We start from the raw sequence: 26,542 nt of genomic DNA on the forward strand, positions 1-26,542 counted from the left end.
CAACGATCATCCGCTCTTGCGCCGCGCACGCAATGATCGAACGCGCATACGCAATAATGGTGCATTACGAGCGCAGACCCTCACCTCGTAGGGTCTGCGCAGAACGTGGAGTGGCGGATACCGCTTGCTCGGCGGTACCCCCTCGCAAACGGGTTTGCTCTGCCATGCCGGCGCGCCCGCGGGTCACCGCCGCGGCCGCCGCCCGACGACCGACCGGTACCCCCCGACCGGCAGTCCTGAACGGAGCGACCCAGTGTTGGACCAAGGCACAGCGCCCCCCGCCACCGGTGAGAAGCAGCGCACCCCGCTGCCGACCGCCGGCTTCGGTGCCCGCATGATGCGGCGCAAGCCCGTCGAGCGCCTGGTCGCCGAAGGCGGCCAGGGCGAGGGCGGCACCCTGCGCCGCTCGCTCGGCATGTGGCAGCTGACGATGATCAGCATCGGCGCCACGCTGGGCACCGGCATCTTCGTCGTCCTCGGCAACGCCGTTCCCGACGCCGGCCCGGCCGTCGTGATCTCGTTCGTCCTGGCGGGCCTGACCGCGCTGTTCTCGGCCCTGTCCTACGCCGAGCTCGCCGGCACCATCCCGGTCTCCGGCTCCTCGTACTCCTACGCCTACGCCACCCTCGGCGAGATCATCGCCTGGGTCTGCGGCTGGTGCCTGATCCTGGAGTACGGCGTCTCCGTGGCGGCCGTCGCCGTCGGCTGGGGCCAGTACCTCAACGAGCTCCTCGAGGGCACCATCGGCGTCACCATCCCGGCGTGGATGGCCAACCCGCCCGGTGTCGACGGTGGCGTCTTCAACCTGCCCGCCCTGCTCGTCGTGCTGCTGTGCATGGCGTTCCTGCTGGGCGGCGCCAAGGAGAGCGCCCGCGCCAACACCATCATGGTCGGCGTGAAGATCGCGGCCCTGCTGCTGTTCTGCGCCGTGGCCTTCACCGGCATCAAGGCCGGCAACTACAGCCCCTTCATGCCGCTCGGCCTGGGCGGTGTGAGCGCCGCCGGCGCCACGCTGTTCTTCAGCTACATCGGCTTCGACGCCGCCTCCACGGCGGGCGAGGAGGCCAAGGACCCCAAGCGGGACCTGCCCAAGGCCATCATGCTCTCGCTGCTGATCGTCACCGCGCTGTACGTGCTGGTGGCGGCCATCGCGGTCGGCGCCATGCCGTGGAACCAGTTCAAGGACTCCGAGGCCGCGCTCGCCGGCATCATGAAGGACGTCACCGGCCACGGCTACTGGGCCGTCTTCCTCGCCGCCGGCGCCGTCATCGCCATCGCCAGCGTGGTGCTGACCGTCCTCTACGGTCAGACCCGCATCCTGTTCGCGATGTCCCGCGACGGCCTGGTGCCGCGGACGTTCGCCAAGGTCAGCCGCAACGGCGTGCCGGTGTCGAACACCGTGATCGTCTCCGCCTTCTGCGGCATCCTCGCCGCGGTGGTCCCGCTCGGCCAGCTGGCGGACGCGACCAGCATCGGCACCCTCTTCGCCTTCGGCCTGGTCAACATCGCCGTCATCGTGCTCCGCTTCACCCGCCCCGGAATGAAGCGCAGCTTCCAGGTACCGCTTTCGGGTAGGCGTGTGAAGCTGTTCGGCCTGTCGCTGCCGCTGGCGCCGGTCTTCCCGGCGATCGGCTTCGCGATGTGCGTCTACATGATGTTCAGCCTGGACGTCGTGACGTGGGAGGTCTTCCTCGGCTGGATGGCCGTCGGCCTGGTGATCTACTTCGCCTACGGCATGCGCAACTCCCGCCTGGTCAAGGCCGCCGCCGAGGCGGACGGCACGGCCGAGCGGACGGCCGACGCGGCGGAGCCGGTCGAGGCCGGCGAAAAGGAGCAGGTCACGGCTGCCTCCAAGGCTGGCGACACCGCAGGGGCGAAGGCCGGTGCGAAGGCCGGCACCGCCGGCAGGCCCGCTGCCAAGAAGGCCGCCGCCCGCAAGCCGGCCGCCCGGTCGACCGGGTCGGCCGCCCGCAAGGGAACGCGCAAGACCGCACAGAAGACTGCGCAGAAGTCCGCACAGAAGACCGCGCAGAAGTCCTCCCGGACAGCCGCGAAGCCGGCGGCCGGGAAGGCCGGGAGCAAGACGGCGAAGCGCCCCGAAAAGGGTGCCGGGGCCGCCGACGCGGGGAAGTGATCTCCGCCGGGTCACCCCTATGATCGCGTGCTGCCGGGTCCGCCGTACGGGCCCGGCAGCACGCATATCGGGAGGGGATCCGATGAGCACCAGCCAGCTCCTGCTGACCGGCGACCGCCTGGCCCTGGGCCTGCCCCGGGACGAGATGCTCACCGAGTACCACAGATGGGAGACCGACCCCGGCACCGTCCTCGGCCGAGGTGCCCGCTTCCCCCGCACCTGGGAGGCCCGGGCGGAGGAGTGGGATCGCGAGCTGGACGACCGCGACCATGTGCGCTTCGAGGTCGTGCGGCTGAAGGACAAACAGCCGGTCGGGCTGACCGCCCTGCGGGTGGACGCCCGGGAGCACCGGGCGGAGTTCACGATCCTGCTGGCCCCCTCCTCCCGCGGCAAGCGCTTCGCCGAGGAGGCCACCCGCCTCACCCTGGACTGGGCCTTCCACCTGGGCGCCCTGCGCGCGGTCTGGCTGCGGGTGCTGGAGCCCAATCGGGCCGCGATCACGGCCTTCGAAAAGGCCGGATTCCGGCCGACCGGCCGCTTCCGCAAATCGGGCCACTGGCTGGGGCAGTACGTCGACGAAGTGCTGATGGACGCCCTGCCCGACGAGTTTCCCGGGCCCTCGGCCATGGTCAGCGCCCTCGGCAGCTGAAGGCCGGCCGGCCGCTCTCGGGTCGGGCACCCGGTCGGGTACGTGATCTACTGCTCGTAGCAGCAGAGGTTACCCGGAGAAAAGTGATCCACCCGCCGTGCGATTGAACGAGCTCGACGAACGCATCGTGCATGCCCTGGCCGAGGACGCCAGGCGCTCCTACGCCGACATCGGCGCGGAGATCGGCCTGTCGGCACCCGCCGTCAAGCGGCGCGTGGACAGGCTGCGCGCCGAGGGTGCCATCACCGGCTTCACCGTCCGCGTCGACCCCGCCGCCCTGGGCTGGGAGACGGAGGGCTTCATCGAGCTGTACTGCCGCCGCAACACCTCGCCCGACGCCATCCACCGGGGCCTGTCGCGCTACCCGGAGGTGGCCTCGGCCTCCACCGTCACCGGTGAGGCCGACGCCCTCGTCCAGATCTTCGCCTCCGACATGCGGCACTTCGAACGGGTGCTGGAGCGGATCGCCGGGGAGCCGTTCGTGGAGCGCACCAAGTCGGTGCTGGTGCTCTCGCCCCTGCTGCGCCGCTTCAGCTCGGGCGCACCGTCCTAGGCCGTGTCCGGCGGATCGTGCGGTGCCCCGTAGGGGCGCGGCGGGGCGGGCGGTGTCGATCTGCGGGCGCGCGGTGGCTTGTCGCGCAGTTCCCCGCGCCCCTACAGGGCGCCGTGGGCTGATGCAGTGCCCCGTCAGGGGCGCGGGGAACTGCGCGATCGGCCACCGACGGCCCGCAGTCGACGCGCAACCCGGGGCCCGGGCGGATCGGCACTGCCCCGCGCCCCTGACGGGGCGCTGCACCAGCCGCCGGGCGCGGCCCGGCACCGCTCCCGGGCGGTGCTCACCCGGTGAAGCGTGAGACGCCGCCGCCGTCGTCCAGGCGCTTGATGCGCTGCTGGGCGGCGTACGCGGCGGCCGGGTAGCGGGGGTCGGGCCGCAGGGCGTACTCCCGCAGGCACGCCTCGGTGAACTTCACGACGTGCTCGTCGCCGTGCTCCACGGCCCGGGCGCCCAGCTCGTCGATCGGCGGCAGGTCCGCCGCCTCGGCGCGCCAGGCGTCGGTGCCCTCGCCGCGCCGGTCGGTCGTCATGCACAGCAGGAAGCCGACCTGGACCTGCCACAGGACGGCCAGCGTGGGCTCGTACAGCTCGTGCGGCAGGTGCGGCAGCACGAGGCGGGCGGCGGCGGGCGCGGTGACACCGTGGACCAGCGGTACGGGGAAGACCTCGGGGTGTCCGAGGTAGACGTCGGCGAACTGCACCGTCATCTCGCTCAGCAGCCGCGGCGCCTGCTGCGGGGCGAGCCGGTCCAGCGCCTCGGTGTAGCCGTCGAGGTCGCCGAGCGTGGCGAAGCGCCGCCGGAACATGTCGGGCCCCGGGGTGCCGTCCGCCGGGGTGCGGGGGAGGGCGGCGACGGCCGACGGCAGGTCGTGCGTGCCGCCCAGCCGCGGCCGGCCCGGCAGCTCGGTGTAGCGCGCGGCCCAGTACGCCAGCCCCCGCGCCAGCTCGTCCAGCTGCAGCCGGGTGGGCTCGCCGGCCGCGTACAGGCCGCGCACGGCGTGCGCGGTGCGGATCAGGCCGTGGGTCAGGCCGGCGAAGAGCCCGGGCAGCAGGCGCGGCCACCAGCGCACCAGCACCTCGCGCCAGGGGGCCTCGGCCAGCTCTCGGGCGAACAGGAGCTCCCAGTCGCCGGCCCGCTCGAAGGCACCCAGGGCCGGGCGCCAGGACGCCTCGTCGGCCGGGTCCAGGGCGAAGCGGGCGGCGGGCGGCTCGTGGTGCTCCATGGCGCGGCGGTAGCGCTCGACCCAGCGGCCCACCTCGTCGCCGTGGCCGAGCACGGCGACCGCCTCGGCGCCCATGGGGCCGTGGTTGGCCAGGTCGGTGCCCTGGCCCCGCTCGTACCCGAGATCGTCCAAGCGTTCCAGGGCCTCGTTGACCGCATCGGTGTAGCTGATCGGCGGCATGGGATGCACCTTTCGGAGAGCCGAACTGTTTGGATTTCCGAACCATCTAGACTCGCAGTATGCCGCACCGCAACGACACGGGGGAAGCGCCCCGGACACCGAGCCCCGCCGAGCTCGAAGTCATCGCCCTCGTACCGCAGTTGGAGCCCTTCTTCCGGAAGTCCGTGGTGCACGGGCAGATGCCCCCGAAGCTGCTGGAGGCGATGGAGTCGGGCGGCCTGACCGCCCGGCACGGGGCCGTGCTGCCCCACCTGCTGGCCGGAACGCCGCTGACGGTCGGCGAGATCGCCGGGCGGCTGAAGGTCTCGCTGCCCACCGCGAGCGAACTCGTGGGAGCGCTGAGCCGGGCCGGTATCGTGCGGCGCGCGGAGGACCCGGCGAACCGGCGGCGCATCCTGGTCACCCTCGCCGAGGAGTACCGGGGGGCGGTCGAGACGTTCCTCGGCCGGCGCATGGAACCGCTGCTGAGAGTGCTGGACGAGCTCGGCGACCGGGAGCGGGCCGGCTTCCTGGCCGGCATGGAGGCATGGGTGCGCGCGGTGCGCAGCACCCCGTAGCGGCGCCGCCCGGGCCGCCGCCGGGCAAAAGGAGGGAAAAGCGCGCGCAACGAATCGCCGCCGGGGCGGGAAAACGCGCAACGAATCGCGCGGTTGCGCGCAACGTCGATGCCTTGTACCGGCCGGTTACCGGACCGTACCGTCTTCTCAATTCGCCCATCCGCCCCGGAGAGGACCGCATGACGCCGCTGCGCATCGCGCTGTACCAAGGCCCCAGCGGCGTTCCCTCCGCCCTTGCCGACAGCCTCGACGCCCTGTCCGCCGCCGCCCGGCGGGCCGCCGCCGCCGGCGCCCGGCTGCTGCTGACGAACGAGCTGTTCCTGACCGGGTACGCCCTCGGTCCCGCCGTCCGCGACCTGGCCGAGCCCGCCGACGGGCCGTCCGCCCGGGCCGTGGCCCGCATCGCGGCCGAGCACGGCATCGCCATCGGCTACGGCTACCCCGAGCGCGACGGCGAGGCGGTCTTCAACACCCTGGGCCTGGTGGGCCCCGACGGCGCCCCGCTCGCCACGTACCGCAAGACGCACCTGTTCGGCGAGTACGAGACGTCCTGCTTCACCCCCGGCCGGGACCTCGTCGTCCAGGCCGACCTCGACGGCGTCCGCCTCGGCCTGCTGATCTGCTACGACGTGGAGTTCCCCGAGACCGTACGGGCCCATGCGCTGGCCGGCACCGAGCTGCTGCTCGTGCCCACCGCCCTGATGCGGCCCTACGAGATCGTCCCGCAGACGATCGTCCCGGCCCGGGCCTGGGAGAGCCAGCTCTACATCGCCTATGTCAACCGCTGCGGCGACGAGGGCGGGTTCGCCTTCGCGGGGCTGTCCTGCCTCGCCGCCCCGGACGGGACCGTGCGCGCCCGCGCGGGTGCCGGCGAGGACCTGCTCCTCGCCGACGTGGACCCGCGGCTGCTCGCCGCCTCCCGCGCCGAGAACACCTACCTGAGCGACCGCCGCCCCGGCCTGTACGCCTCGCTCACCTGAAGCCCCACCGAACCCCAGCCGAAGCCGGCGGCGTCCCCCCCGCCGCCCCTCGACACCCCCTGCCAGTAGGAGAGTCCAGCCGATGACGTCCACGGTGCCCCCCGCCGCCCACGACGAGCACGAGCAGGCCCAGCCCGCCCTGCCGCCGATCACCATGTTCGGCCCGGACTTCCCGTTCGCGTACGACGACTTCCTCGCCCACCCGGCGGGCCTGGGCCAGGTGCCGGCCACCGAGCACGGCACCGAGGTCGCGGTCATCGGCGGTGGCCTGTCCGGCATCGTCGCCGCCTACGAGCTGATGAAGATGGGCCTCAAGCCCGTCGTCTACGAGGCGGACCGGATCGGCGGGCGGCTGCGCACCGTCGGCTTCGAAGGCTGCGACGAGGAGCTGACGGCCGAGATGGGCGCGATGCGCTTCCCGCCGTCCTCCACCGCCTTCCAGCACTACATCGACCTGGTGGGCCTGGAGACCAAGCCGTTCCCCAACCCGCTCGCGCCCGACACCCCCTCGACCGTCGTCGACCTCAAGGGCGAGTCGCACTACGCGGAGACCATCGACGACCTGCCGCAGGTCTACCGCGACGTGGCCACCGCGTGGAACGCCTGCCTGGAGGAGGGCGCCGACTTCTCCGACATGAACCGGGCCATGCGCGAGCGCGACGTGCCGCGCATCCGCGAGATCTGGGCCAAGCTGGTCGAGAAGCTCGACAACCAGACCTTCTACGGCTTCCTGTGCGAGTCGGAGGCCTTCAAGTCCTTCCGGCACCGCGAGATCTTCGGCCAGGTCGGCTTCGGCACCGGCGGCTGGGACACCGACTTCCCCAACTCCATCCTGGAGATCCTGCGCGTCGTCTACACCGAGGCCGACGACCACCACCGCGGCATCGTCGGCGGCAGCCAGCAGCTGCCGCTGCGCCTGTGGGAGCGCGAGCCGGAGAAGATCGTCCACTGGGCGCAGGGCACCTCGCTGTCCTCGCTGCACGGCGGCGCGCCGCGCCCGGCCGTGACCCGGCTGCACCGCACCGCCGGCAACCGCATCACGGTGACCGACGCCGGCGGCGACATCCGCACCTACCGGGCGGCCATCTTCACCGCCCAGTCCTGGATGCTGCTGTCGAAGATCGAGTGCGACGACTCGCTCTTCCCGATCGACCACTGGACGGCGATCGAGCGCACCCACTACATGGAGTCCTCCAAGCTCTTCGTGCCCGTGGACCGGCCGTTCTGGCTGGACAAGGACGAGGAGACCGGCCGGGACGTCATGTCGATGACGCTCACCGACCGCATGACCCGCGGCACCTACCTGCTGGACAACGGCCCCGACAAGCCCGCCGTGATCTGCCTGTCGTACACCTGGTGCGACGACAGCCTCAAGTGGCTGCCGCTGTCGGCGAACGAGCGCCTGGAGGTCATGCTCAAGTCGCTCGGCGAGATATACCCGAAGGTCGACATCCGCAAGCACATCATCGGCAACCCGGTGACGGTCTCCTGGGAGAACGAGCCCTACTTCATGGGTGCGTTCAAGGCCAACCTGCCCGGCCACTACCGCTACCAGCGGCGCCTGTACACCCACTTCATGCAGGACCGGCTGCCCGAGGACAAGCGGGGCATCTTCCTCGCGGGCGACGACATCTCCTGGACGGCCGGCTGGGCCGAGGGCGCGGTGCAGACGGCGCTCAACGCGGTGTGGGGCGTGATGCACCAGCTCGGCGGCGCCACCGACCCGACCAACCCCGGCCCCGGTGACGTCTACGACGAGATCGCCCCGGTCGAGCTGCCGGAGGACTGACAAGCCGCAGGTGCCTGCTCAGCCCAGGGGGGTGAGCAGGCACCTGCCCACCATGCCCACGCTGGCGTCCACCCGGTCGGTGAACTCCTCCACCACGTCCGGCAGGTGGCGCACCGCCCACAGCGTGCGGAAGGACGCCCACGCCGCGCCGCGCGCGGCCTCCAGCGTCCAGGAGCCGACCAGGTGGGTGAGCGGATCGGCGACGTCCAGCAGGTCGGGGCCGGGCATCAGCTCCTCGCGGATCCGCTCCTCCATCGCCACCAGCATCGCGCCGATACGGCGGAAGTCCGGCTGCAGGGCGCGCGGCTCGGTGTCCAGCACCCGGCAGGTCTCCAGCAGGGCCAGGGCCAGGTCGTGCCCGATGTGGGCGTTGATCCCCGCCAGGGCGAACTGCAGGGGCTGCACGGCCGGGTGGCCGCGCAGCTGGAACAGCGGCTGCCAGCAGGCGGGCTGCCGCCGGCCGAGGGACGCCTGGTCGACGGCGTGCAGATAGCGCTTGGCGAAGCGGACGTCCAGCTCGGCCGCCGCCCGCCCGTCGCCGAACTCCCCGGCCGCGGCCCGGTGGCCGATCTCCTCGGTGACCGACAGGTACACCCGGTTGAACACGGCCACGCCGTCCCGCGGCGGCAGCGCGGCCCGCAGCCCGCGCATGCGCTCCAGCACCCCGTCGATGCCGGTCGGCGGTGCCGGCTGTGCCCGCATGATCGTCATAAGCACAGAGTGACAGCTGAACACGGAGCGTAGGCGATCGGGCCCCGGAATTAATCAGAAGGGGTGACCGCCCCCCGTTCCTCCCCGACCGGGTCGTAGCTGCTCGTGCCCTCGTCCAGCAGCGGCTCCTGCTCCTTCATGTGGGCCGGGGCCAGGGCGCGCAGCACGTGGTAGCCGGAGAGCACCACGACGGTGCCGAGCGCGATGCCGCCCAGCTCGAAGGAGCTGGAGAACTTCAGGCTCACCCCGCCGATGCCGATGATGATGCCCGCCGCGACCGGCACCAGGTTCAGCGGGTTGCGCAGGTCGACCTTGTTGTGCACCCAGATCTGCGCGCCCAGCAGGCCGATCATGCCGTACAGGATGACGGTGATCCCGCCGAGCACACCGCCCGGCACGGCCGCCACGACCGCGCCGAACTTGGGGCAGATGCCGAAGAGCAGCGCGAAGAGGGCCGCGGCCCAGTAGGCGGCGGTGGAGTAGACGCGGGTGGCGGCCATGACGCCGATGTTCTCCGAGTACGTCGTGTTGGCCGGGCCGCCGACCGCCGTGGAGAGCATCGTCGCCGCGCCGTCCGCGGCGATCGCCACGCCCAGCTGGTCGTCCAGCCGGTCGCCGGTCATCTCGCCGACGGCCTTGACGTGCCCGGCGTTCTCCGCGATCAGGGCGATGACCACCGGCAGTGCCACCAGCGCCGCGGACCAGCCGAAGGCGGGCGCGTGCAGGGAGGGCAGGCCGATCCAGTCCGCCTTGCCCACGCCCGACAGGTCCAGGCGCCAGTGGTCGACGGCTTCCGTGCCGCCGTTGACCGAGTGGATCTTTCCGAAGATCCGGTCGAGCGCCCAGGAGAGCGCGTAGCCGAAGAGCAGGCCCAGGAAGATGGCGATGCGCGACCAGAAGCCGCGCAGGCACACCACCGCCAGCCCGGTGACCAGCATGGTCAGCAGCGCCGTCCACTGGTCCTGCGGCCAGTACGTGCGCGCCGTGACCGGGGCGAGGTTGAAGCCGATCAACATCACCACGGCACCGGTGACCACCGGCGGCATCGCCGCGTGGATGATGCGCGCGCCGAACCGGTGCACCACCAGCCCGCTGAGCAAGAGCGCGCCGCCGACCACGAAGATCGCCCCGGTGACGGCCGCGCTGCCGCCGCCCTGGGCCCGGATGATGGCCGCCACGCCGACGAAGGACAGGCTGCAGCCCAGGTAGCTGGGCACCCGGCCGCGCGTCGCCAGCAGGAAGAGGATCGTGGCGACGCCCGACATCATGATGGCGAGATTCGGGTCGAGACCCATCAGAACCGGCGAGACGAACGATGCGCCGAACATGGCGACCACGTGCTGGGCGCCCAGGCCCGCCGTGCGCGGCCAGGAGAGCCGTTCATCCGGTCGGACGACGGCTCCGGGGGCGGGGGTGCGCCCGTCGCCGTGCAGGGTCCAGCGCACGCCCAGGCCCATGTCTTGCTCCCATTGTTCGAGGTGGTGGGGGTGATGATCCGCATCATGCTACGGCCGGGCCGCGACCCGGCCGGCCGGACCGGCTGCCGGAGCCGGCCACGGCCCGCCAGGCGTGTTGCTGCGATCGGCTCAGAAAACACCTCGTAGGGCTGTATGACCGCGAGGGGCGGCTGTTTCCCGCTTTCCGGGAGGTATGAGTCTCATTGTCCGATTTCCTGCAATTCAGGAGACACACATGCGCAAGCACGTCGGCCGCACTGCGGCCGCTGCGATCATCGCCGCCGCAACCGTTGTTCCGGTCGCCGGTATCGCTCAGGCCGCGCCCCAGATCGCGTCCGGCAACCAGACCTGGGCCTGGGACGACGACCACGACGGCGACCGGGACCGTGACCACGGCCGCAAGGACCGCGACCGCGACAAGGGCCGTGACCGGGACAAGGGCCGCGACCGGGACAAGGGCCGCGACCGCGACCGCGACTGCGACCACGGCCGCAAGGACCGTGACCGCGACCGCGACAAGGGCCGCGACCGCGACCGGGACCGCGACAACTGCGACCACGGCCGCCGCGACCGCGACCGGGACCGGGACAACTGCGACCACGGCCGCCGTCACCACGACGACTGCGACCACGGCCGCCGCCATGGTGGCTGGAGCAGCTGGACCCGCACCTACGACCGCTGGGGCTGGGGCGGCTGGGGCGGCTGGGGCGGCCTCTGGAGCGGCAGCTGGAACAAGCACCACGGCGGCCACGGCGGTCACGGCGGCCACGGCGGCTGGGGCGGCTGGGGCAGCTGGGGTGGCTGGGGCGGCCACGACGACGACTGCGACCGTCACGGCGGTCACGGCGGGCATGGCGGCCACGGCGGCTGGGGCGGCTGGGGCGACCACAACCGCTGGGGCGGCGGCCACGACGACTGCGACCGCTGGGGCGGTGGCGGGCGTCACCACCGCAAGGACGACTGCGACGACGACAAGTGGGGCGACCACCACCGCCGCCACGGTGGCGACTGCAACCGCAGCAGCTGGCGCAGCAGCAGCTGGCACAACTGGGGCATCGTGAAGTAATGCGACCCCGGCGCGCCTGAAAGTCCCCCTCCACCGCGGGCCGTGGCCGCACCCTCCGGGGTACGGCTCACGGCCCGCGGCGGTGCGCGCACACCGCCGGGGCGGGACGCCCGGCCGTCAGCGGCGGACGGCCGGGCCGGTACGGTGCGCCGTGGCACGGCGGGCGGGGGCGCGCAGGACGCCCGCGCCCGCCACCAGCCCTGCACCGCACGCCGTCACCACGGCGAAGGACACCACCAACGACGTCGCACCGGCGATCTGGCCGATGACGGCCGGGGCCACCAGGCCCGAGGCGTAGGTGACGGTCGCCACGCCCGCTATCGCCCGGCTGGGATCGGGCCCGCTGTGGCCCGCCGCGGCGAAGGCCAGCGGCACCACGACCGCGATGCCCAGGCCGATGAGGCCGAAACCGGCGAAGGCCGGCACGGGCGAGCCGGCCGCCACGACCAGCAGGCCGCCCAGCGTCGCCAGCGCGCCCCCGCCCCGTACGGTCCGTACGGGCCCGAAGCGGCGCACCGCCGCGTCCCCCGCGAGCCGAGCCGCGGCCATCGTGCAGGCGAAGGCGGTGGTGCAGCCCGCCGCGACGCCGGCGTCGGTGCCCACGACGTCGCGCAGGTAGACCGCGGCCCAGTCCAGGCCGGCGCCCTCGGCGAAGACCGCGCAGAAGCCGACCGCCCCGATCGCGAGCGCCGAGCGCGGCGGCAGCGCGAACCGGGGCGGCGCCGGCTCGTGCTTCGCGGCGCGCACGTCCGGCACCCCGTGGCAGGCGACCAGGCCCGCCGCGGCCAGCACCGCGGCCGCCAGGGCGAGATGCACCCGCGCGTCCGTGCCGGCGTGCGCGGCGACGGTGCCCACCGCCGAGCCGGCCAGCGCACCCGCGCTCCACATGCCGTGCAGCCCCGACATGATGGAGCGGCCCAGCCGCTCCTCGGTGTGCACCCCGAGCGCGTTCATCGCCACGTCCGCCGTCCCGGACGTCGCCCCGTACACCGCCAGCGCCCCGCACAGGGCGGGGACGCCGGGGGAGAGGGCCGGCAGCGCGAGGGAGGCGCACCACAGGAAGAGCAGGGCGCGCAGCGCTGTCCGCGAGCCGTAGCGGTGGCTGACCCGCCCCGCGAGCGGCATCGCGAGCGAGGCGCCGATCGCGGGGAAGGCGAGCGCCAGCCCGAGCGCCCCGGCGCCGGCCCCGGTGTGCTCCTGCAGCCAGGGGATGCGGGTGGCGAAGCTGCCGGTGACCGCGCCGTGGACGGCGAAGACGGCGGCCATGGCGATGCGGGCGCGCTGCGCGCTGCTGCTGTCCATGCGGCTCCTCCCCGGCCCGGCGCACCGGGCCCCGCGCTAGCGGCAGGTTCCCAGGTCCTGCCACACCCCCCACTCGCCGGTGGTGCCGGGCTCCTCGCCCTGCGTCCACCATTTCGCCTTCCAGGTACGGGACTTCCAGGAGACCGTGGCACCGCCACTGTAGGCGCTCGCCCGGTCCCAGGAGGGCGCGGTGCAGCTTCCGCCGGTGGGCGTGGCCGTCGGCGTCGCCGTGGGAGTCGCCGTGGGGGTCGCCGTGGGGCTCGCGGTGGGTGTCGGCGTCGGGCCGCCCGGGTCGACCACGGTGGTGCCGCGGGCGAGGTCGCCGGCCAGGGCGTACGTGCTGCCGCCGAAGGTCACGCTCCAGTTGGAGGGCGTGGTGACCGGCAGGTAGTACGTCAGGTCCACGACGGCGGTGGCACCGGGGGCGATCGACTGGTACGCGGGCAGGGTCACCGACACCCGGTGGTAGTCGCCCTTGAGGCCGCCGATGTTGTGGGGAGCGGTGTGGTCGCTGCGGACGACCTTCAGCCCCCAGCCCGACTGGTCCTTGGCGTTCCCGGGCGCCGAGGTGCCGTAGTCGAAGCGGAACTCCGCACCGCCCGGGACCGTCGCCTTGGTGCGGTTGGTGATGCGCAGCTTGGGCGTGATGGGGTAGTTGGAGTCGCCGAGCGGGAAGTCGGTGAGGGCCACGTCGATCTCCAGCGCCTTGTCCGGCAGGTCGGTGGTGGCCCGCCGGGCGCCGTAGCCGGGCGCGGCCTTGAAGGCGTCGTACAGGGCGCCGGTCAGGGTGGAGCCGGGCTCGTACTGGCCCTTGGCCGCGTTCCAGCCGTAGTCGCCGGCCAGTTCCCAGATCATCGTGCCGCCCAGGCCCTTGTCGACGACGTAGCGCGCCTTGGCCTGCACCGACTGCTCGTCCTCGGTGGACAGGAACACCTTCTTGTCGGCGTTCCACAGCCAGGGAGCGGTCAGGGTGGCGTCGTAGTGGCGGGCGTAGCTGCCGGTGAGCTTGGTGCCGGCGGGGAAGCCGAAGCGGGTCAGGTAGTCGCCCGCGATGCCCTTCTCCAGGTTCTTGGCGTGCCACATCGGGTTGGAGCCGGCCGGCGACTCCTTGCCGTCGTCGTCCTTGTCGTTCCAGATGTTGTCGATGCCCACCGCGCCGTCCCCGCAGGACGTCAGCCCCGAGCCGGCCGGACACGAGGCGGCCTTGGCCGTTCCCCACAGCCCGTCCGTGCCGCCGGTGACGTTCTTCCAGCCGCGTGTGTAGTACGGCAGCCCGAGGTTGATGCGCCCGGGTGGCAGGGCGCCGCGGAAGTAGTGGTAGGCCCAGTCGCCGTTGAGGTAGCCGATGCCGCCGTACTGTGCGGTGCCGTAGACGCCCCACTTGGCGAGCTCGGCGTCCTTGCCGTCGTCGTACAACGCCGCGTTGGGGCCGACGAACTCGTTCCAGGCGCCGTGCAGGTCGTAGGACATGACGTTGACGTAGTCGAGGTACTTCGTGGCCTGGTACGTCTCCATGCCGCGCAGCAGGTAGCCGGAGGACGGCGCGGCCACCGACAGCAGATAGTGCCGGCCGTCGGCGGCACCCGCCCGGTCGAGCTTCTCGCGCAGGGACTTCAGCAGGGCCGTGTAGCCCTGGTTGAGGCCCCCGCGGCGGGCGTTGGCCAGTGCCCAGTCCTTCGGGTGGCCGGCGTCCTTCATCGAGGTGGGGTACTCGTAGTCGATGTCGACGCCGTTGAAGCCGTAGGCGCGGACGAAGGCGACGGCGGAGTCGGCGAAGGTGTCGATGCCCTTCTGGTTGACCGAGCCGTCGGCGTTCGTCGCGGTCTTGTAGAAGCCGCCGGAGGCGACGCGCTTGCCGTTCTCGTCGATGTAGCCGCCGGTCTCCGCCCAGCCGCCCACGGAGATGAGCGTCTTCACCTGGGGGTGGAGCTTCTTGTACTTGGTCAGCAGGTTGAAGTGGCCCTGATAGGGCAGGGCCGGGTCCATCTCGGCGCCCGGCACTCCCGGCCAGGTCATGCCGGTGGCGGGATTGCCCGGACCGTCGGCGCCGACCGATATCCGGTCGTCCGGGCCGACGTGCGCGAAGGCGTAGTTGAGGTGGGTGACCTTGTCCCAGGGGATGTCGGGGGCGAGGTAGGCGGGGGTGCCGTCCTTGCCGGTGCGCCACCCGGTGAAGTAGCCGATGACGCGGCGCTGGTGGTCGGTGCCCATCTTTTCGCGGCCGGCCGTGTCGTAGACCGAACAGTAGGGGACGTCGACGCCGGGGGTGCTGTAGAGGCCGTCGGGGCGGCAGGAGGACTGGTCCTCCGCCTGCGAGGCGGTCGCCGGCAGGGCGGCGACGATCAGTCCGGCGAGTGCGGCGCCGGCCGACGCGAGGGCGGCGGTGCGTCTGCGGCGCCGGCCGGTGGTGCTCTTTCGGGACAACACGAGCGTTCCTCCAGTGGGGGGCTCTTGCCAGAGCTGTGCGTGGGGGGCTTGCGACGTGCTGTGGCCCGTGGTGTGCGCGCACCGCCGGGCCGTACTCCTCGGAGGTGTGGCAGAGGTTAAGAGGACTAGACCAGTGCGTCAATAGGTCTGGACCAGAATGGGGAGGGGGCAGGGCCCGGAGTGTGAGTCCGCGCACGCTGTCAAGCCCCCATGGACATCGCGGCGCAGCTCGGCGTACGCTCGATGGCAGTCGGACCCGCATCGGAAGTCGCAGGTCAGGCGCCATGTACCCTTAATTGATCCATCACACGCAGCGCACTCCGGGGTCGGTGAAAGTCCGAACCGGCGGTTACAGTCCGCGACCCGGCCGCAGCCAGCGGCCGGTTGACCAGGTGAAATTCCTGGACCGACGGTTAAAGTCCGGATGGGAGGCAGTGCGCGGCGGGCATGCGACGGCACACCGCCACCGGTGACCGCGCGGGCACCCCCTTCTGCGGGGACCGCGTGTGTCCTCTCCCGGCGTGCGACCTGCCGTCGTCGTGTACCCGCTTCTTCGTCGTCCCGTACGACAGCCCCGGAGTCCGTTGCCCGACGAGGCAGGAGGACCCCGGTGGCCACCGCTACCGAAGCCGAGGCGATGCGGCGCGCCATCGCGCTCGCCTCCCGCGCCCTCGGTTCCACCAGCCCCAACCCCGTCGTCGGCTGCGTCGTCCTCGACGCCCACGGCCGCACGGCCGGCGAGGGCTGGCACCGACGGGCCGGCGGCCCGCACGCGGAGGTGGCCGCCCTGCACGCCGCCGCCGAGGCCGGCCACGACGTCCGCGGCGGCACCGCCGTCGTCACCCTGGAGCCCTGCAACCACACCGGCCGCACCGGCCCGTGCGCCCGGGCGCTCGTCGACGCCGGCATCGCCCGCGTCGTCTACGCCGTCGCCGACCCCAACCCCACCGCCTCCGGCGGCGCCGCCACCCTGGCCGCCGCCGGCGTGCGCACCGAGGGCGGGCTGCTCGCCGACGAGGCCGCCGCCGGCAACGCCGCCTGGCTCACCTCCGTCCTGCACGGTCGCCCCTTCGTCACCTGGAAGTACGCCGCCACCCTCGACGGGCGCAGCGCCGCCGCCGACGGCACCAGCCGCTGGATCACCTCGGCCGCCTCCCGCGCCGACGTGCACCGGCTGCGCGCCGAGGCCGACGCCGTCGTCGTCGGCTCCGGCACGCTGCGCGCCGACGACCCGCACCTGGCCGTGCGCGGCGGCGTCCTCGACGAGCGCGAGGTCACCCAGCCGCTGCGGGTCGTCGTCACCAGCGACGGCGCCGTCGCCCCCGGCGCCCGCGTGCTCGACGACGCCGCCCCCACCCTGATCGCCGTGGCCGAGGACGCCGACGCCCGGCACCTGGCCGGCACCGGCACCGTGCGCCTGCCGCGCGCCGCCGACGGCACCGGGCTGGACGTCCGCGCCCTGCTCGCGGCCCTGCACGCCCGCGGCGTGTGCTCGGTCCTGCTGGAGGGCGGCCCGACGCTCGCCGGCGCCTTCCTGGCCGCCGGCGCCGTCGACCGCGTCGTCGGCTACCTCGCCCCCGCCCTGCTCGGCGCCGGACCGGCCGCCCTCGGCAAGGCCGGCATCGGCACCGTCGCCGAGACCCTGCGGCTCGACGTCACCGACGTCACCCGGCTCGGCCCCGACCTGCGCATCACCGCCACACCCCGCACCACCGCACCCGCTCCCGCACCTGCTCCCACCGCCACCGCCACCGAGGAGATCTGACGTGTTCACCGGAATCGTCGAGGAACTGGGCGAGGTCGTCGCCGTCGAGAAGCTGGGCGACTCCTCCCGGTTCCGCCTGCGCGGCCCGCTCGTCACCGATGGCGCCGCGCACGGCGACTCGATCGCCGTCAACGGCGTGTGCCTGACCGTCGTCGAGAACGCCGACGGCGAGTTCACCGCCGACGTCATGGCCGAGACCCTGACCCGCTCCAGCCTCGGCGCCCTCGTCCCCGGCTCCCGCGTCAACCTGGAGCGGCCCATGGCGCTCGGCGGACGCCTCGGCGGCCACCTCGTCCAGGGCCACGTCGACGGCACCGGCACCATCACCGCGCGGGTGCCCGGCGAGCACTGGGAGATCGTGAGGATCGCGCTGCCCGCCGGCCTGGCGCGCTACGTCGTGGAGAAGGGCTCCATCACCGTCGACGGCGTGAGCCTGACCGTCGTCGAGGCCGGTGACGACTACTTCACCGTCAGCCTCATCCCCACCACCCTGCAGCTGACCACCCTCGGCATCAAGCAGCCCGGCGACCCCGTCAACCTGGAGGTCGACGTCCTCGCCAAGTACGTCGAGCGGCTGCTCGGCGGCCGCGGCACCGCGGAGGCGAACGCATGAGCGCCCTCGACTGGCTCAACAGTGAGGCGTTCGCGCTCTTCGGCCAGCACGTCATCTGGTCCGACATGATCGGCAACACCATCGGCCTCGCCGCCCTCGCCCTCGGCTGGCGGCGCTCCATATGGACCTGGCCCGCCCAGTTCCTCTCCGGCCTCATCCTCGTCGCCGCCTATGCCTCCGCCCACCTCAGCGGCGGCGTCGGCAAGCAGCTCCTGGTCATCGGCGTCGCCCTGTGGGGCTGGCGGCAGTGGACCCGCGGCAGGCGGCAGGCCCAGGACGGCACCATCGCCGTGCGCTTCGCCACCTGGCGCGAGCGCGCCCTGCTGCTCGCCGGCACCGCCGTCGGTACCCTCGCCGTCGGCACCCTGTTCACCGCCGTGCCGGAACTGTCCTGGAACCCCTGGCCGGACGCGTACATCTTCGTCGGCACCCTCGCCGCGATGGTCGCCCAGGCCCGCGGGCTCGTGGAGTTCTGGTTCGCCTGGCTCCTCGTCGACGTCGTCGGCGTCCCGCTCGCCTTCGACAGCGGCCTCGCCTTCTCCGGCCTCGTCTACATCGTCTACTTCGCCCTCGTCCTGTGGGGCCTGCGCGACTGGTGGCTGCGCTCGCGGATCACCGGCACGGTTACGGAAGGAGCACTGCTGTGAGCGACGCACGTGCGGCCGCCGGGCCGCAGGTGACGACGAGAGGTGTACCTCTGCGCCGAACGGGCGGAGAAGCGAACGAAGGAGTCAGCGCATGACCGCCCTGCAGAGCTGGTACGCGAGCGACGAGATCGTCCTCGACCCCGTCGAGCGCGCCATCGCCGACATCGCCGCCGGCCGGCCCGTCGTGGTCGTCGACGACGCCGACCGCGAGAACGAGGGCGACCTCGTCGTGGCCGCCGAGAAGGTCACCACCGAGATCGTCGCCTTCATGATGAGCGAGTGCCGCGGGCTGATCTGCGTCCCCCTGGAGGAGCAGGACGTCGACCGGCTCGACCTGCCGCAGATGGTCGAGCGCAACACCGAGTCCATGCGCACCGCCTTCACCGTCTCCGTCGACGCCACCCGGGCCCACGGCACCGACACCGGCATCTCCGCCGCCGACCGCGCCACCACCATCCGCCTGCTGGCCGACCCCGCCGCCATCCCCGGCGACTTCGTCCGCCCCGGCCACGTCTTCCCGCTGCGCGCCAAGCCCGGCGGCGTGCTGGCCCGCAACGGCCACACCGAGGCCGGCGTCGACCTCGCCCGCCTCGCCGGGCTGCGGCCGGCCGCAGCCATCGTGGAGATCGCCGGCGAGGACGGCGCCATGCTCCGCCTGCCCGAGCTGGTGCCCTTCGCCCGCAAGCACGGACTGTCCATCATCTCCATCGAGGACCTGATCGCCTACCGCCGCGCCGCCGAGCCCACCGTCCGCCGCGAGGCCGTCACCTCCCTGCCCACCGCCCACGGCGAGTTCCGGGCGTACGGCTACCGCTCCACCCTCGACGGCGTCGAGCACATCGCGTTGGTCGCCGGCGACCTCGGCGACGGCGAGGACGTCCTGGTGCGGGTGCACTCCGAGTGCCTGACCGGCGACGTCTTCGGCTCGCTGCGCTGCGACTGCGGCCCCCAGCTGCAGGCATCCCTCGAACGGATCGCCACCGAGGGCCGCGGCGTCGTGCTCTACCTGCGCGGCCACGAGGGCCGCGGCATCGGCCTGCTGCCCAAGCTGCGCGCCTACCAGCTGCAGGAGGACGGCCGCGACACCCTCGACGCCAACCTCGAACTGGGCCTGCCCGCCGACGCCCGCGACTACGCCGCCGGCGCCCGCATCCTCACCGACCTCGGAGTGCGCTCCCTGCGGCTGATGACCAACAACCCCGACAAGACCGCGGCCCTGGTCCGGCACGGGCTGACGGTCACCGGCCGCGAGCCCATGCCCGTCCAGGCCGGCGAGCACAACCTGCGCTACCTGCGCACCAAGCGCGACCGTATGGGCCACGACCTGCCCTGGCTGGACGGCGGGCACGTCTCCGCCTGCGGCAACCAGTGACCGACCGGACCACACACACATCCACGAGGGAAGAAGAGGGAAGAACGTGAGCGGTAAGGGCGCCCCCCAGCTGAGCGTGCGCAACTGCCAGGACCTGCGCGTCGCGGTCGTCGCGGCCCAGTGGCACGAGAAGGTCATGGACGGCCTCGTCGACGGTGCCCTGCGGGCCCTGCACGAGCTCGGCATCGACGAGCCGACGCTGCTGCGCGTCCCCGGCAGCTGGGAGCTGCCCGTCGCGGCCAAGGTCCTCGCCGGCCGCGGCTACGACGCGGTCATCGCCCTGGGCGTCGTCATCCGCGGCGGCACGCCCCACTTCGACTACGTGTGCCAGGGCGTCACCCAGGGCCTGACCCAGGTCTCCGTCGACACCGGCGTCCCCGTCGGCTTCGGCGTGCTCACCTGCGACACCGACGAGCAGGCCCTGGACCGGGCGGGCCTGGAGGGCTCGACCGAGGACAAGGGCCACGAGGCGGTCACCGCGGCCGTCGCCACGGCCGTCACGCTGCGCTCGGTGGCCGAGCCCTGGCACTGATGCGGGGCGGGGGCGGCGTAGGGTAGGACCACCATGTCCAAGAAGACGTTCGAGGAGCTCTTCGCCGAGCTCCAGCAGAAGGCCACCGGCGACCCCGCCACCTCCCGCACCGCCGAGCTGGTGGGCAAGGGCGTCCATGCCATCGGCAAGAAGGTCGTCGAGGAGGCCGCCGAGGTGTGGATGGCCGCCGAGTACGAGGGCGCCGAGGCCACGGCCGAGGAGATCTCCCAGCTGCTGTACCACCTTCAGGTGATGATGGTGGCCCGGGGCATCTCCCTGGACGACGTATACGCTCATCTCTGATCCCCTGGATCACAGCGAACCCCCGCACTTTTTCCGTTTCTCGCACGAAGGACACCCCCTCATGCTGCGCATCGCCGTTCCCAACAAGGGTTCTCTCTCCGAGCCTGCGTCGGCGATGCTCCATGAGGCCGGCTACCGCCAGCGCAAGGACCGCAGGGAGCTGGTCCTCGTCGACGCCGCCAACGACGTCGAGTTCTTCTTCCTGCGCCCGCGCGACATCGCGGTCTACGTCGGCTCCGGCAAGCTCGACATCGGCATCACCGGCCGCGACCTGCTGCTGGACTCCGGCTCCCGGGCCGAGGAGATCATGCAGCTCGGCTTCGCCGGCTCCACCTTCCGCTACGCCACCCGGCCCGGCACGGCCAAGGACGTCGGCGACTTCGGCGGCATGACGATCGCCACCTCCTTCTCCGGCCTGGTCACCAAGCACCTGGCCGACAACGGCGTCGACGCCTCCGTCGTCCACCTCGACGGCGCCGTCGAGACCGCCATCCAGCTCGGCGTCGCCGAGATCATCGCCGACGTCGTCGAGACCGGCACCACCCTGCGCAACGCCGGCCTGGAGATCATCGGCGAGCCGATCCTGCACTCCGAGGCCGTCGTCATCCGCCGCACCGGCGCCCCCGCCGACGACCCCAAGGTGCAGCAGTTCCTGCGCCGCATGCAGGGCGTCCTGGTGGCCCGCCGCTACGTGATGATGGACTACGACATCCGCGTCGAGCACGTCGAGCGCGCCGTCGCCCTCACCCCCGGCCTGGAGTCGCCCACCGTCTCCCCGCTGCACCACGAGGGCTGGGTCGCCGTCCGCTCGATGGTCCCCGCCACCGACGCCCAGCGCATCATGGACGAGCTCTACGACCTGGGCGCCCGCGCCATCCTCACCACCGGCATCCACGCCTGCCGCCTCTGACGGACCGCCCGCGCCCGAGGAAGACCACCGAAGTGACCACCCCCGCACCGGCTGCCGGCCTGCCCGCGCTGCCCGTCACCTTCCGCCCCACCCGCACCCGCGTCGTCCTGCTCGGCACCGGCCTCGCGCTGCTCGTGGTGCTCACCGTGATGTCGTTCATGCTGCAGACCCTCACCACGGGGGACCGGGTCACCTTCATCTGCACCGGGCTCCTCGGGCTGGCGGTCCTCGCCCTGCTCAGCCGCCCCAAGGTCGTGGCCACCGAGGACGGCGTCGTCGTCACCAACCTCACCACGACCCGGCGGCTGGCCTGGGCCCAGATCGTCCGCGTGAACCTGCGCTCCGGCGACTCCTGGGTCCACCTCGACCTCTCCGACGGCACCAGCCTGCCCGCCATGGGCATCCAGACCGGCATCGCCAGGCAGCAGGCCATCGCCGACGCCCGGGCCCTGCGCGCCCTGGTCGACGCCCACGGCACGGGCCGCTCCGAGACCTGAAACCGCGTCGTCCACGGTTCCTTGATTACTCTGGTGCCACGGGCACACACGTGCCCCGCCCCGCACCCGGGGCACCTGCGAACCGAGGAGTGACGTACTCCGGCAATGGACGGATCGTCCTGTAGTACCTGCGCCGCCCCCAGCGAGGCGGCGCCATGAGCATCACCGTGTCCCTGCTGCTGCTCGCGGCGGCCCTGCTCCTCATCCTGGCGAACGGCTTCTTCGTCGCCGCCGAATTCGGCCTGGTGACCGTCGAGAAGCCCGAGGCCGAACGGGCCGCGGCCGACGGCGACGCACGCGCCCGCACCGTCGTCGCCTCCCTGCGCGAGCTGTCCTTCCAGCTCTCCGGCACCCAACTGGGCATCACCATCACCTCCTTGGTGGTCGGCATGCTCGCCGAGCCCGCGCTCGGCCGGCTGCTCGCCGGGCCGCTGGCGGCCCTCGGCGTACCGGCCGGCGCCGCACCCGGCACCGCCGTCGTCGCCGGCATGCTGCTGGCCTCCGCCGTGCAAATGGTGATCGGCGAACTCGTGCCCAAGAACTGGGCCGTCTCCCGGCCCCTGCAGGTCGCCCGGTTCGTGGCCGGCCCGCAGACCCTCTTCTCGCACCTCTTCCGGCCCATGATCACCCTGCTCAACACGGTCGCCAACCGGCTCGTACGCGCCCTGGGCGTCGAGCCCGCCGAGGAGCTGGCCTCCGCCCGCACCCCCGGCGAACTGGTCTCCCTCGCCCGGCACTCCGCCCGGGCCGGCGCCCTGGAACAGGACACCGCCGACCTGTTCGTGCGCACCCTCTCCCTCGGCGGCCTGACCGCCCAGCACGTGATGACCCCCCGGGTGAAGGTCAGCGCCCTGCAGTCCACCGCGACCGCCGAGGACGTCCTGAACCTCACCCGCGCCACCGGCCTGTCCCGCTTCCCCGTCTACCGCGAACGCCTCGACGAGGTCGTCGGCATGGTCCACCTCAAGGACGCCCTCGCCGTCCCCGGCCCCGAACGGCTGCGCACCACCGTCGGCCGCATCGCCGTCGCCCCCCTGCTCGTCCCCGGCTCCCTGCCCGTGCAGCCCCTCCTGGAGCGGCTGCGCAGCGAACAGCCCATAGCCGTGGTCGTCGACGAGTACGGCGGCACGGCCGGCGTCGTCACCCTCGAGGACATCGTCGAGGAACTCGTCGGCGAGGTCCGCGACGAGCACGACGCCGCCGACGCCGGCCGCCCCGACCTCACGCCGGTGCCCTGCGAGGACGGCCGCCAGGCCTGGGACGCCGACGGCGGCAGCCGCCTCGACACCCTGCGCCGCATCGGCCTCGAAGCCCCCGACGGCCCCTACGAGACCGTCGCCGGACTCGTCGCCGACCTGCTCGGCCGCATCCCGGTCCCCGGCGACCGCGCGGAGCTGCCCGGCTGGCGGCTGACCGTACGCCGCGTGGGCCACCACCGCGCCGAACGCGTACGACTCGTGCGCACCGAGACCGCCGCGGCGGTGCAGCGATGAACCTGCTGCAACTCCTCTTCGCCCTGCTGCTGGTCCTCGCCAACGGCTTCTTCGTCGGCGCCGAGTTCGCCCTGGTCTCCGTGCGCCGCAGCCAGATCGAGCCCAGGGCCGCGGCCGGCTCCGGCCGCGCCCGCACGGTCCTGACCGGCCTGGAGAACCTGCCGCAGATGATGGCGGCCGCCCAGTTCGGCATCACCCTGTGCTCGCTGACCCTCGGCGCCGTCGCCGAACCCACCGTCGCGCGCGTCCTGGAACCCGCCTTCCACGCGATCCGGCTGCCCGACGGGCTCGTCCACCCCCTCGGCTACGTCATCGCCCTCGCCCTCGTGGTCTTCCTCCACCTCGTCATCGGCGAGATGGTGCCCAAGAACCTCGCCATGTCGGCCCCCGACCGGGCCGCCCTGTGGCTCGGCCCCGGACTGGTCACCTTCGCCCGGCTGTGCCGGCCCGTCACCCGCCTGCTCGGCGCCTGCGCCCACGCGGTGCTGCGCCTCTTCCGCGTCGAACCCAAGGACGAGGTCGAGGCCGTCTTCACCAGCGAACAGCTCAACCGGCTCGTCGAGGACTCCCGGCAGGCCGGCCTCCTCGAACCCGAACAGCAGGAACGCCTGGAGGACGCGCTCGGGCTCGGCAGCCGGCGCGTCACGGAGGTCCTGCTGGACCCGGCCTCCCTCGTGACCGTCGACCCCTCGGTCACCCCCCGGCAGGTCGAGGAGCTCACGGTGCGCACCGGCTACTCCCGCTTCCCCATATGCGCCGCACCCGGCGGCACCGTGATGGGCTACCTGCACGTCAAGGACGTCCTCGACCTGGAGGACCGGGAACGGGCCGTGCCGCAGCACGTGTGGCGGCGCGTCGAGACGCTGCGGGCCGAACTGCCGCTCGACGACGCGCTGACCGTGATGCGGCGGGCGGCGGCGCACCTGGCCGCCGTCGCGGATGCGTCGGGCAGGATCCTGGGGCTCGTCGCCCTGGAGGACGTCCTGGAGATGCTGGTCGGCGAGGTCCGCGACCCGGCCCACCGCGAAGTTCCGGCGGAGCCGGTGCCGGATCCCCGGGTGCCCGAGTCCCGCGGCGTCATGGCCGGCTGAGCCTGCCCTGCGGGCGGCCGGCCCCGGTCCCTCCCTTCCACCGTTCCCCGGGGGCTCCGCCCCCGGACCCCCGGTCGGGCGAGCTCGGCCCCGGGGTGCTAGGGGGCGCAGCCCCGCTAGGAGACGGGGAGAGGGCGGGACCGGGGCACAAGCCGCCCGCAGGGCCTACGGCGCCGGGTCCTGGGGGTCGCGGGGGTCCGCCGCGCCGCGGCGCCTCGTGCTCCAGCCGGGACCCGAGAGCACCTCGCCGTACGCCTGCATCAGATCCGCCAGCCGCAGCGTCGCGAGGTCCTCCCGCGTCGGTGTCCCCCCGTACCCGGACAGCCGCAGATCCCGGTACGCGCAGCTCTTCTCGTACAGCGTCCGCAGGAAGCGTCCGTTGCCGAGCTCGTCGATCCAGCCCTGTTCGACCACGTGTGCGCTGATGCTGCGCAATTCGTCCAGGGCCTCCTCGTCCCAGCAGTCGCCGTTCTCGTCGGCGAGGACTTCGCCGATGCTGGTGAGTTCGGCGGGGCGGTAGCTGGGGAAGTCGACGCGGGTGGTGAAACGGGAGGACAGGCCGGGGTTGGCGGCCAGGAGGCGGTCCATGCCCTCGGGGTAGCCGGCGAGGATGACGACGAGGCGGTCGCGGTTGTCCTCGGCGCGTTTGAGCAGGACCTGCAGGGCCTCGTCGCCGTACGCGTCGCCCTTGCTGTAGCCGGAGTTGGACAGGCTGTACGCCTCGTCGACGAAGAGCACTCCGCCGAGCGCGGAGTCGATGAGGTCGTTGGCCTTGACGGCGGTCTGTCCGAGGAACTCCCCGACGAGGTCGGCGCGCTGGGCCTCGACGAGGTGGTCGCCGCCGAGCAGTCCGAGGGCGTAGAAGACGCGGCCCAGAATGCGGGCGACGGTGGTCTTGCCGGTGCCGGAGGGGCCGGAGAAGACGAAGTGCCGTTTGGGGGGCTGGACGGGCAGGCCCTGGCCGGCCCGCAGCCGGGCCATGTGCAGCTGGGCGGACAGGGCGCGCACCTGCCGCTTGACGGGTTCGAGGCCGACCATGCGCTCCAGTTCGGCCAGGGCCCTGGCCAGCAGCACCGGGTCCGGGCGGCCGGGCAGCGCGTGGGGGCCGGCCTGGGTGGGAACGCGGAACTTCTCGCGGATGCCGTCGGCCTCGACGGGCGCACTGCCGGCGGGCTCGGGGCCGCTGTCGGTGAGCAGGTCGAGGGTGTCGACGGGCTGGGCCTCCGGCTCGCCGCCGCCCTCCGTGCCGTCCGCGGGCCCGCCGCCGACGGGGACGGCGGCCAGGTCGATGGGGTCCTCGCCGCCGAGGGTGTCGCCGTCGGCGATGGTGGTGAGCCGGGCGGAGGTGTCCATGAAGGAGGGGTCCACGCGGTGGACGGCCCGGTACAGCGGCAGGGCGGCGGCGCTGCGCCCGGTGCCCTCGTGGGCGCGGGCGAGCCAGTAGCGCAGCTCCTTGCGCTGCGGCTGCTCGCTGCGGCAGCGCATGAGCGCGGCGGACAGCAGGGGTTCGGCCTGGCCGTACATCTCCAGGCGCACCCGGGCCATGCCGCCGAACAGGCCGGCCTCGATGCCCAGCAGCGCATCGTCCAGCAGCGGGTCGGTGTGCCGGACGAGCTGCTCCCAGTCCTTGACGAGGTAGGCGCGGCAGGCGTGCAGGAAGCGCACCTGGGGATCGGTCTCCACCGGCGGGCAGCCGGCCAGGGCCCGGTCGAGCTCGGGGACGTGGCGCCCGTCGAGCCAGTGGGAGGCGTGGGCGAGCAGCAGGTCCCGGTGGCTTTCGAGGACCGGCTGGACCCACCAGCCCAGCCAGTACCAGGAGTTGAGCGGTCGACGGTGCCGGGAGCGCTGCTCGCCGAACCGGTCGCGGTGGCGGTACATGCGCAGCAGTGCGGTGGTGGTCTCCGCGCGCAGCGCGTGCAGCCCGAGCCAGGCGTCGGCCATGCCCGGGTCGATGCGGACGGCGGTGCGGAACTCCTTCTCCGCCTCCGTGTAGGCGCCCATGGTGTAGGCCTCGACGGCGCGCAGCCAGGCGAGGTCGGCCGGGGCGGGCGGGCCCTGCATGCCGAGATCCATCACGTCCCCCACAAACCTGCCCCCGTAGCGTCCCGTGCCGCCGGGCGAGTGCCTTGGCCGCGCCTTGTTACGAACCGCTGTGCTGTGGACGGGAGTTGACCAGCAGTGCCGGCGCCTCCGCCGAGGTGCCCGGGGGCAGTCCGCCGGTGGGGTGCGCCGCCTCGCATCGTACCTGCGCGCTCGGGGTCGGCCGAAGGGTGCGGGGGCGCAGTTCGC

The 26,542-nt window shown here is 72.9% G+C and carries 22 protein-coding genes, 1 pseudogene and 1 riboswitch; of the genes and pseudogenes, 17 read left to right on the top strand and 6 right to left on the bottom strand.

Going from position 1 to position 26,542, the window contains the following annotated elements:
- Positions 1-253: 253 nt before the first annotated feature.
- From AC27L3_RS06630 to AC27L3_RS06640, 3 genes and pseudogenes are all read left to right on the top strand, one after another.
- A pseudogene (locus AC27L3_RS06630) lies at positions 254-1,765 on the top strand (amino acid permease); the annotation flags it as partial.
- Between the two features lie 451 nt (positions 1,766-2,216).
- Positions 2,217-2,783 (top strand): GNAT family N-acetyltransferase, encoded by a 567-nt coding sequence (locus tag AC27L3_RS06635; RefSeq protein WP_487233065.1) that lies wholly within the window; start codon positions 2,217-2,219, stop codon positions 2,781-2,783.
- Positions 2,784-2,880: 97 nt separating this feature from the next.
- A complete protein-coding gene (locus AC27L3_RS06640) occupies positions 2,881-3,336 on the top strand; it encodes an Lrp/AsnC family transcriptional regulator (RefSeq protein WP_344434085.1) in 456 nt (151 codons plus the stop codon).
- Between the two features lie 283 nt (positions 3,337-3,619).
- Here AC27L3_RS06640 and AC27L3_RS06645 read toward each other — a convergent pair whose 3' ends face one another.
- Positions 3,620-4,741, bottom strand: coding sequence for a questin oxidase family protein (locus tag AC27L3_RS06645; RefSeq protein ID WP_487233066.1), 1,122 nt, complete (start codon positions 4,739-4,741; stop codon positions 3,620-3,622).
- Between the two features lie 59 nt (positions 4,742-4,800).
- Between AC27L3_RS06645 and AC27L3_RS06650 the strand changes: the two genes are divergently transcribed.
- The 3 genes from AC27L3_RS06650 to AC27L3_RS06660 all read left to right on the top strand — a co-directional run bounded on the left by AC27L3_RS06650 (position 4,801) and on the right by AC27L3_RS06660 (position 8,067).
- The gene (locus AC27L3_RS06650) at positions 4,801-5,298 is read left to right on the top strand and encodes a MarR family winged helix-turn-helix transcriptional regulator (protein WP_487233067.1); all 498 of its coding nucleotides are present in this window, start codon (positions 4,801-4,803) and stop codon (positions 5,296-5,298) included.
- A 179-nt stretch (positions 5,299-5,477) separates the two neighbouring features.
- A complete protein-coding gene (locus tag AC27L3_RS06655; RefSeq protein WP_487233068.1) occupies positions 5,478-6,278 on the top strand; it encodes a carbon-nitrogen hydrolase family protein in 801 nt (266 codons plus the stop codon).
- An 82-nt stretch (positions 6,279-6,360) separates the two neighbouring features.
- On the top strand, positions 6,361-8,067 hold the full coding sequence (locus AC27L3_RS06660) for a flavin monoamine oxidase family protein (protein WP_487233069.1): 1,707 nt from the start codon (positions 6,361-6,363) through the stop codon (positions 8,065-8,067).
- 18 nt (positions 8,068-8,085) lie between these two features.
- On the opposite strand, the gene AC27L3_RS06665 is transcribed toward AC27L3_RS06660, so the two are convergent.
- Positions 8,086-8,778, bottom strand: a complete 693-nt coding sequence (locus AC27L3_RS06665; protein ID WP_487233070.1) for a DUF5995 family protein — start codon at positions 8,776-8,778, stop codon at positions 8,086-8,088.
- A gap of 50 nt (positions 8,779-8,828) precedes the next feature.
- A complete protein-coding gene (locus tag AC27L3_RS06670) occupies positions 8,829-10,235 on the bottom strand; it encodes a uracil-xanthine permease family protein (protein ID WP_487233071.1) in 1,407 nt (468 codons plus the stop codon).
- A gap of 235 nt (positions 10,236-10,470) precedes the next feature.
- Here AC27L3_RS06670 and AC27L3_RS06675 point away from each other — a divergent pair, with 235 nt between their 5' ends.
- A complete protein-coding gene (locus AC27L3_RS06675; protein WP_487233072.1) occupies positions 10,471-11,301 on the top strand; it encodes a hypothetical protein in 831 nt (276 codons plus the stop codon).
- A gap of 117 nt (positions 11,302-11,418) precedes the next feature.
- On the opposite strand, the gene AC27L3_RS06680 is transcribed toward AC27L3_RS06675, so the two are convergent.
- Complete coding sequence (locus tag AC27L3_RS06680; protein WP_487233073.1) at positions 11,419-12,603, bottom strand: MFS transporter; 1,185 nt, start codon at positions 12,601-12,603, stop codon at positions 11,419-11,421.
- A 36-nt stretch (positions 12,604-12,639) separates the two neighbouring features.
- A complete protein-coding gene (locus AC27L3_RS06685; protein WP_487233074.1) occupies positions 12,640-15,027 on the bottom strand; it encodes a chitinase C-terminal domain-containing protein in 2,388 nt (795 codons plus the stop codon).
- Positions 15,028-15,341: 314 nt separating this feature from the next.
- A riboswitch (FMN riboswitch) is annotated at positions 15,342-15,472 on the top strand.
- 168 nt (positions 15,473-15,640) lie between these two features.
- Between AC27L3_RS06685 and ribD the strand changes: the two genes are divergently transcribed.
- From ribD to AC27L3_RS06735, 10 genes are all read left to right on the top strand, one after another.
- Positions 15,641-16,795: a bifunctional diaminohydroxyphosphoribosylaminopyrimidine deaminase/5-amino-6-(5-phosphoribosylamino)uracil reductase RibD gene (gene ribD / locus AC27L3_RS06690; RefSeq protein ID WP_487233075.1), complete on the top strand. Its 1,155-nt coding sequence runs from the start codon at positions 15,641-15,643 to the stop codon at positions 16,793-16,795.
- Between the two features lies 1 nt (position 16,796).
- Complete coding sequence (locus AC27L3_RS06695) at positions 16,797-17,408, top strand: riboflavin synthase (RefSeq protein ID WP_487233076.1); 612 nt, start codon at positions 16,797-16,799, stop codon at positions 17,406-17,408.
- Positions 17,405-18,055, top strand: a complete 651-nt coding sequence (locus AC27L3_RS06700) for a nicotinamide mononucleotide transporter family protein (RefSeq protein ID WP_487233077.1) — start codon at positions 17,405-17,407, stop codon at positions 18,053-18,055. Before AC27L3_RS06695 ends, AC27L3_RS06700 begins: the two co-directional genes overlap by 4 nt.
- Before the next feature lie 91 nt (positions 18,056-18,146).
- A complete protein-coding gene (locus tag AC27L3_RS06705; protein ID WP_487233078.1) occupies positions 18,147-19,427 on the top strand; it encodes a bifunctional 3,4-dihydroxy-2-butanone-4-phosphate synthase/GTP cyclohydrolase II in 1,281 nt (426 codons plus the stop codon).
- A gap of 46 nt (positions 19,428-19,473) precedes the next feature.
- Entirely contained in the window at positions 19,474-19,959 is a 486-nt protein-coding gene (gene ribH, locus AC27L3_RS06710) for a 6,7-dimethyl-8-ribityllumazine synthase (protein WP_487233079.1), read from the top strand.
- 33 nt (positions 19,960-19,992) lie between these two features.
- A complete protein-coding gene (locus AC27L3_RS06715) occupies positions 19,993-20,262 on the top strand; it encodes a phosphoribosyl-ATP diphosphatase (RefSeq protein ID WP_109278790.1) in 270 nt (89 codons plus the stop codon).
- A gap of 61 nt (positions 20,263-20,323) precedes the next feature.
- Positions 20,324-21,172, top strand: coding sequence for an ATP phosphoribosyltransferase (gene hisG / locus AC27L3_RS06720; protein WP_344434068.1), 849 nt, complete (start codon positions 20,324-20,326; stop codon positions 21,170-21,172).
- A gap of 32 nt (positions 21,173-21,204) precedes the next feature.
- A complete protein-coding gene (locus AC27L3_RS06725) occupies positions 21,205-21,669 on the top strand; it encodes a PH domain-containing protein (RefSeq protein ID WP_487233080.1) in 465 nt (154 codons plus the stop codon).
- A gap of 161 nt (positions 21,670-21,830) precedes the next feature.
- Entirely contained in the window at positions 21,831-23,162 is a 1,332-nt protein-coding gene (locus tag AC27L3_RS06730) for a hemolysin family protein (RefSeq protein ID WP_487233176.1), read from the top strand.
- Positions 23,159-24,253: a hemolysin family protein gene (locus tag AC27L3_RS06735; RefSeq protein WP_487233081.1), complete on the top strand. Its 1,095-nt coding sequence runs from the start codon at positions 23,159-23,161 to the stop codon at positions 24,251-24,253. The genes AC27L3_RS06730 and AC27L3_RS06735 overlap by 4 nt, the downstream gene beginning before the upstream one ends.
- Positions 24,254-24,418: 165 nt before the next feature.
- Here the strand turns inward: AC27L3_RS06735 and AC27L3_RS06740 are convergent, their stop codons facing one another.
- Positions 24,419-26,326 (bottom strand): AAA family ATPase, encoded by a 1,908-nt coding sequence (locus tag AC27L3_RS06740; protein ID WP_487233082.1) that lies wholly within the window; start codon positions 26,324-26,326, stop codon positions 24,419-24,421.
- Between the last annotated feature and the right edge of the window lie 216 nt (positions 26,327-26,542).

Source organism: Streptomyces sp. PKA51 (assembly GCF_057552455.1).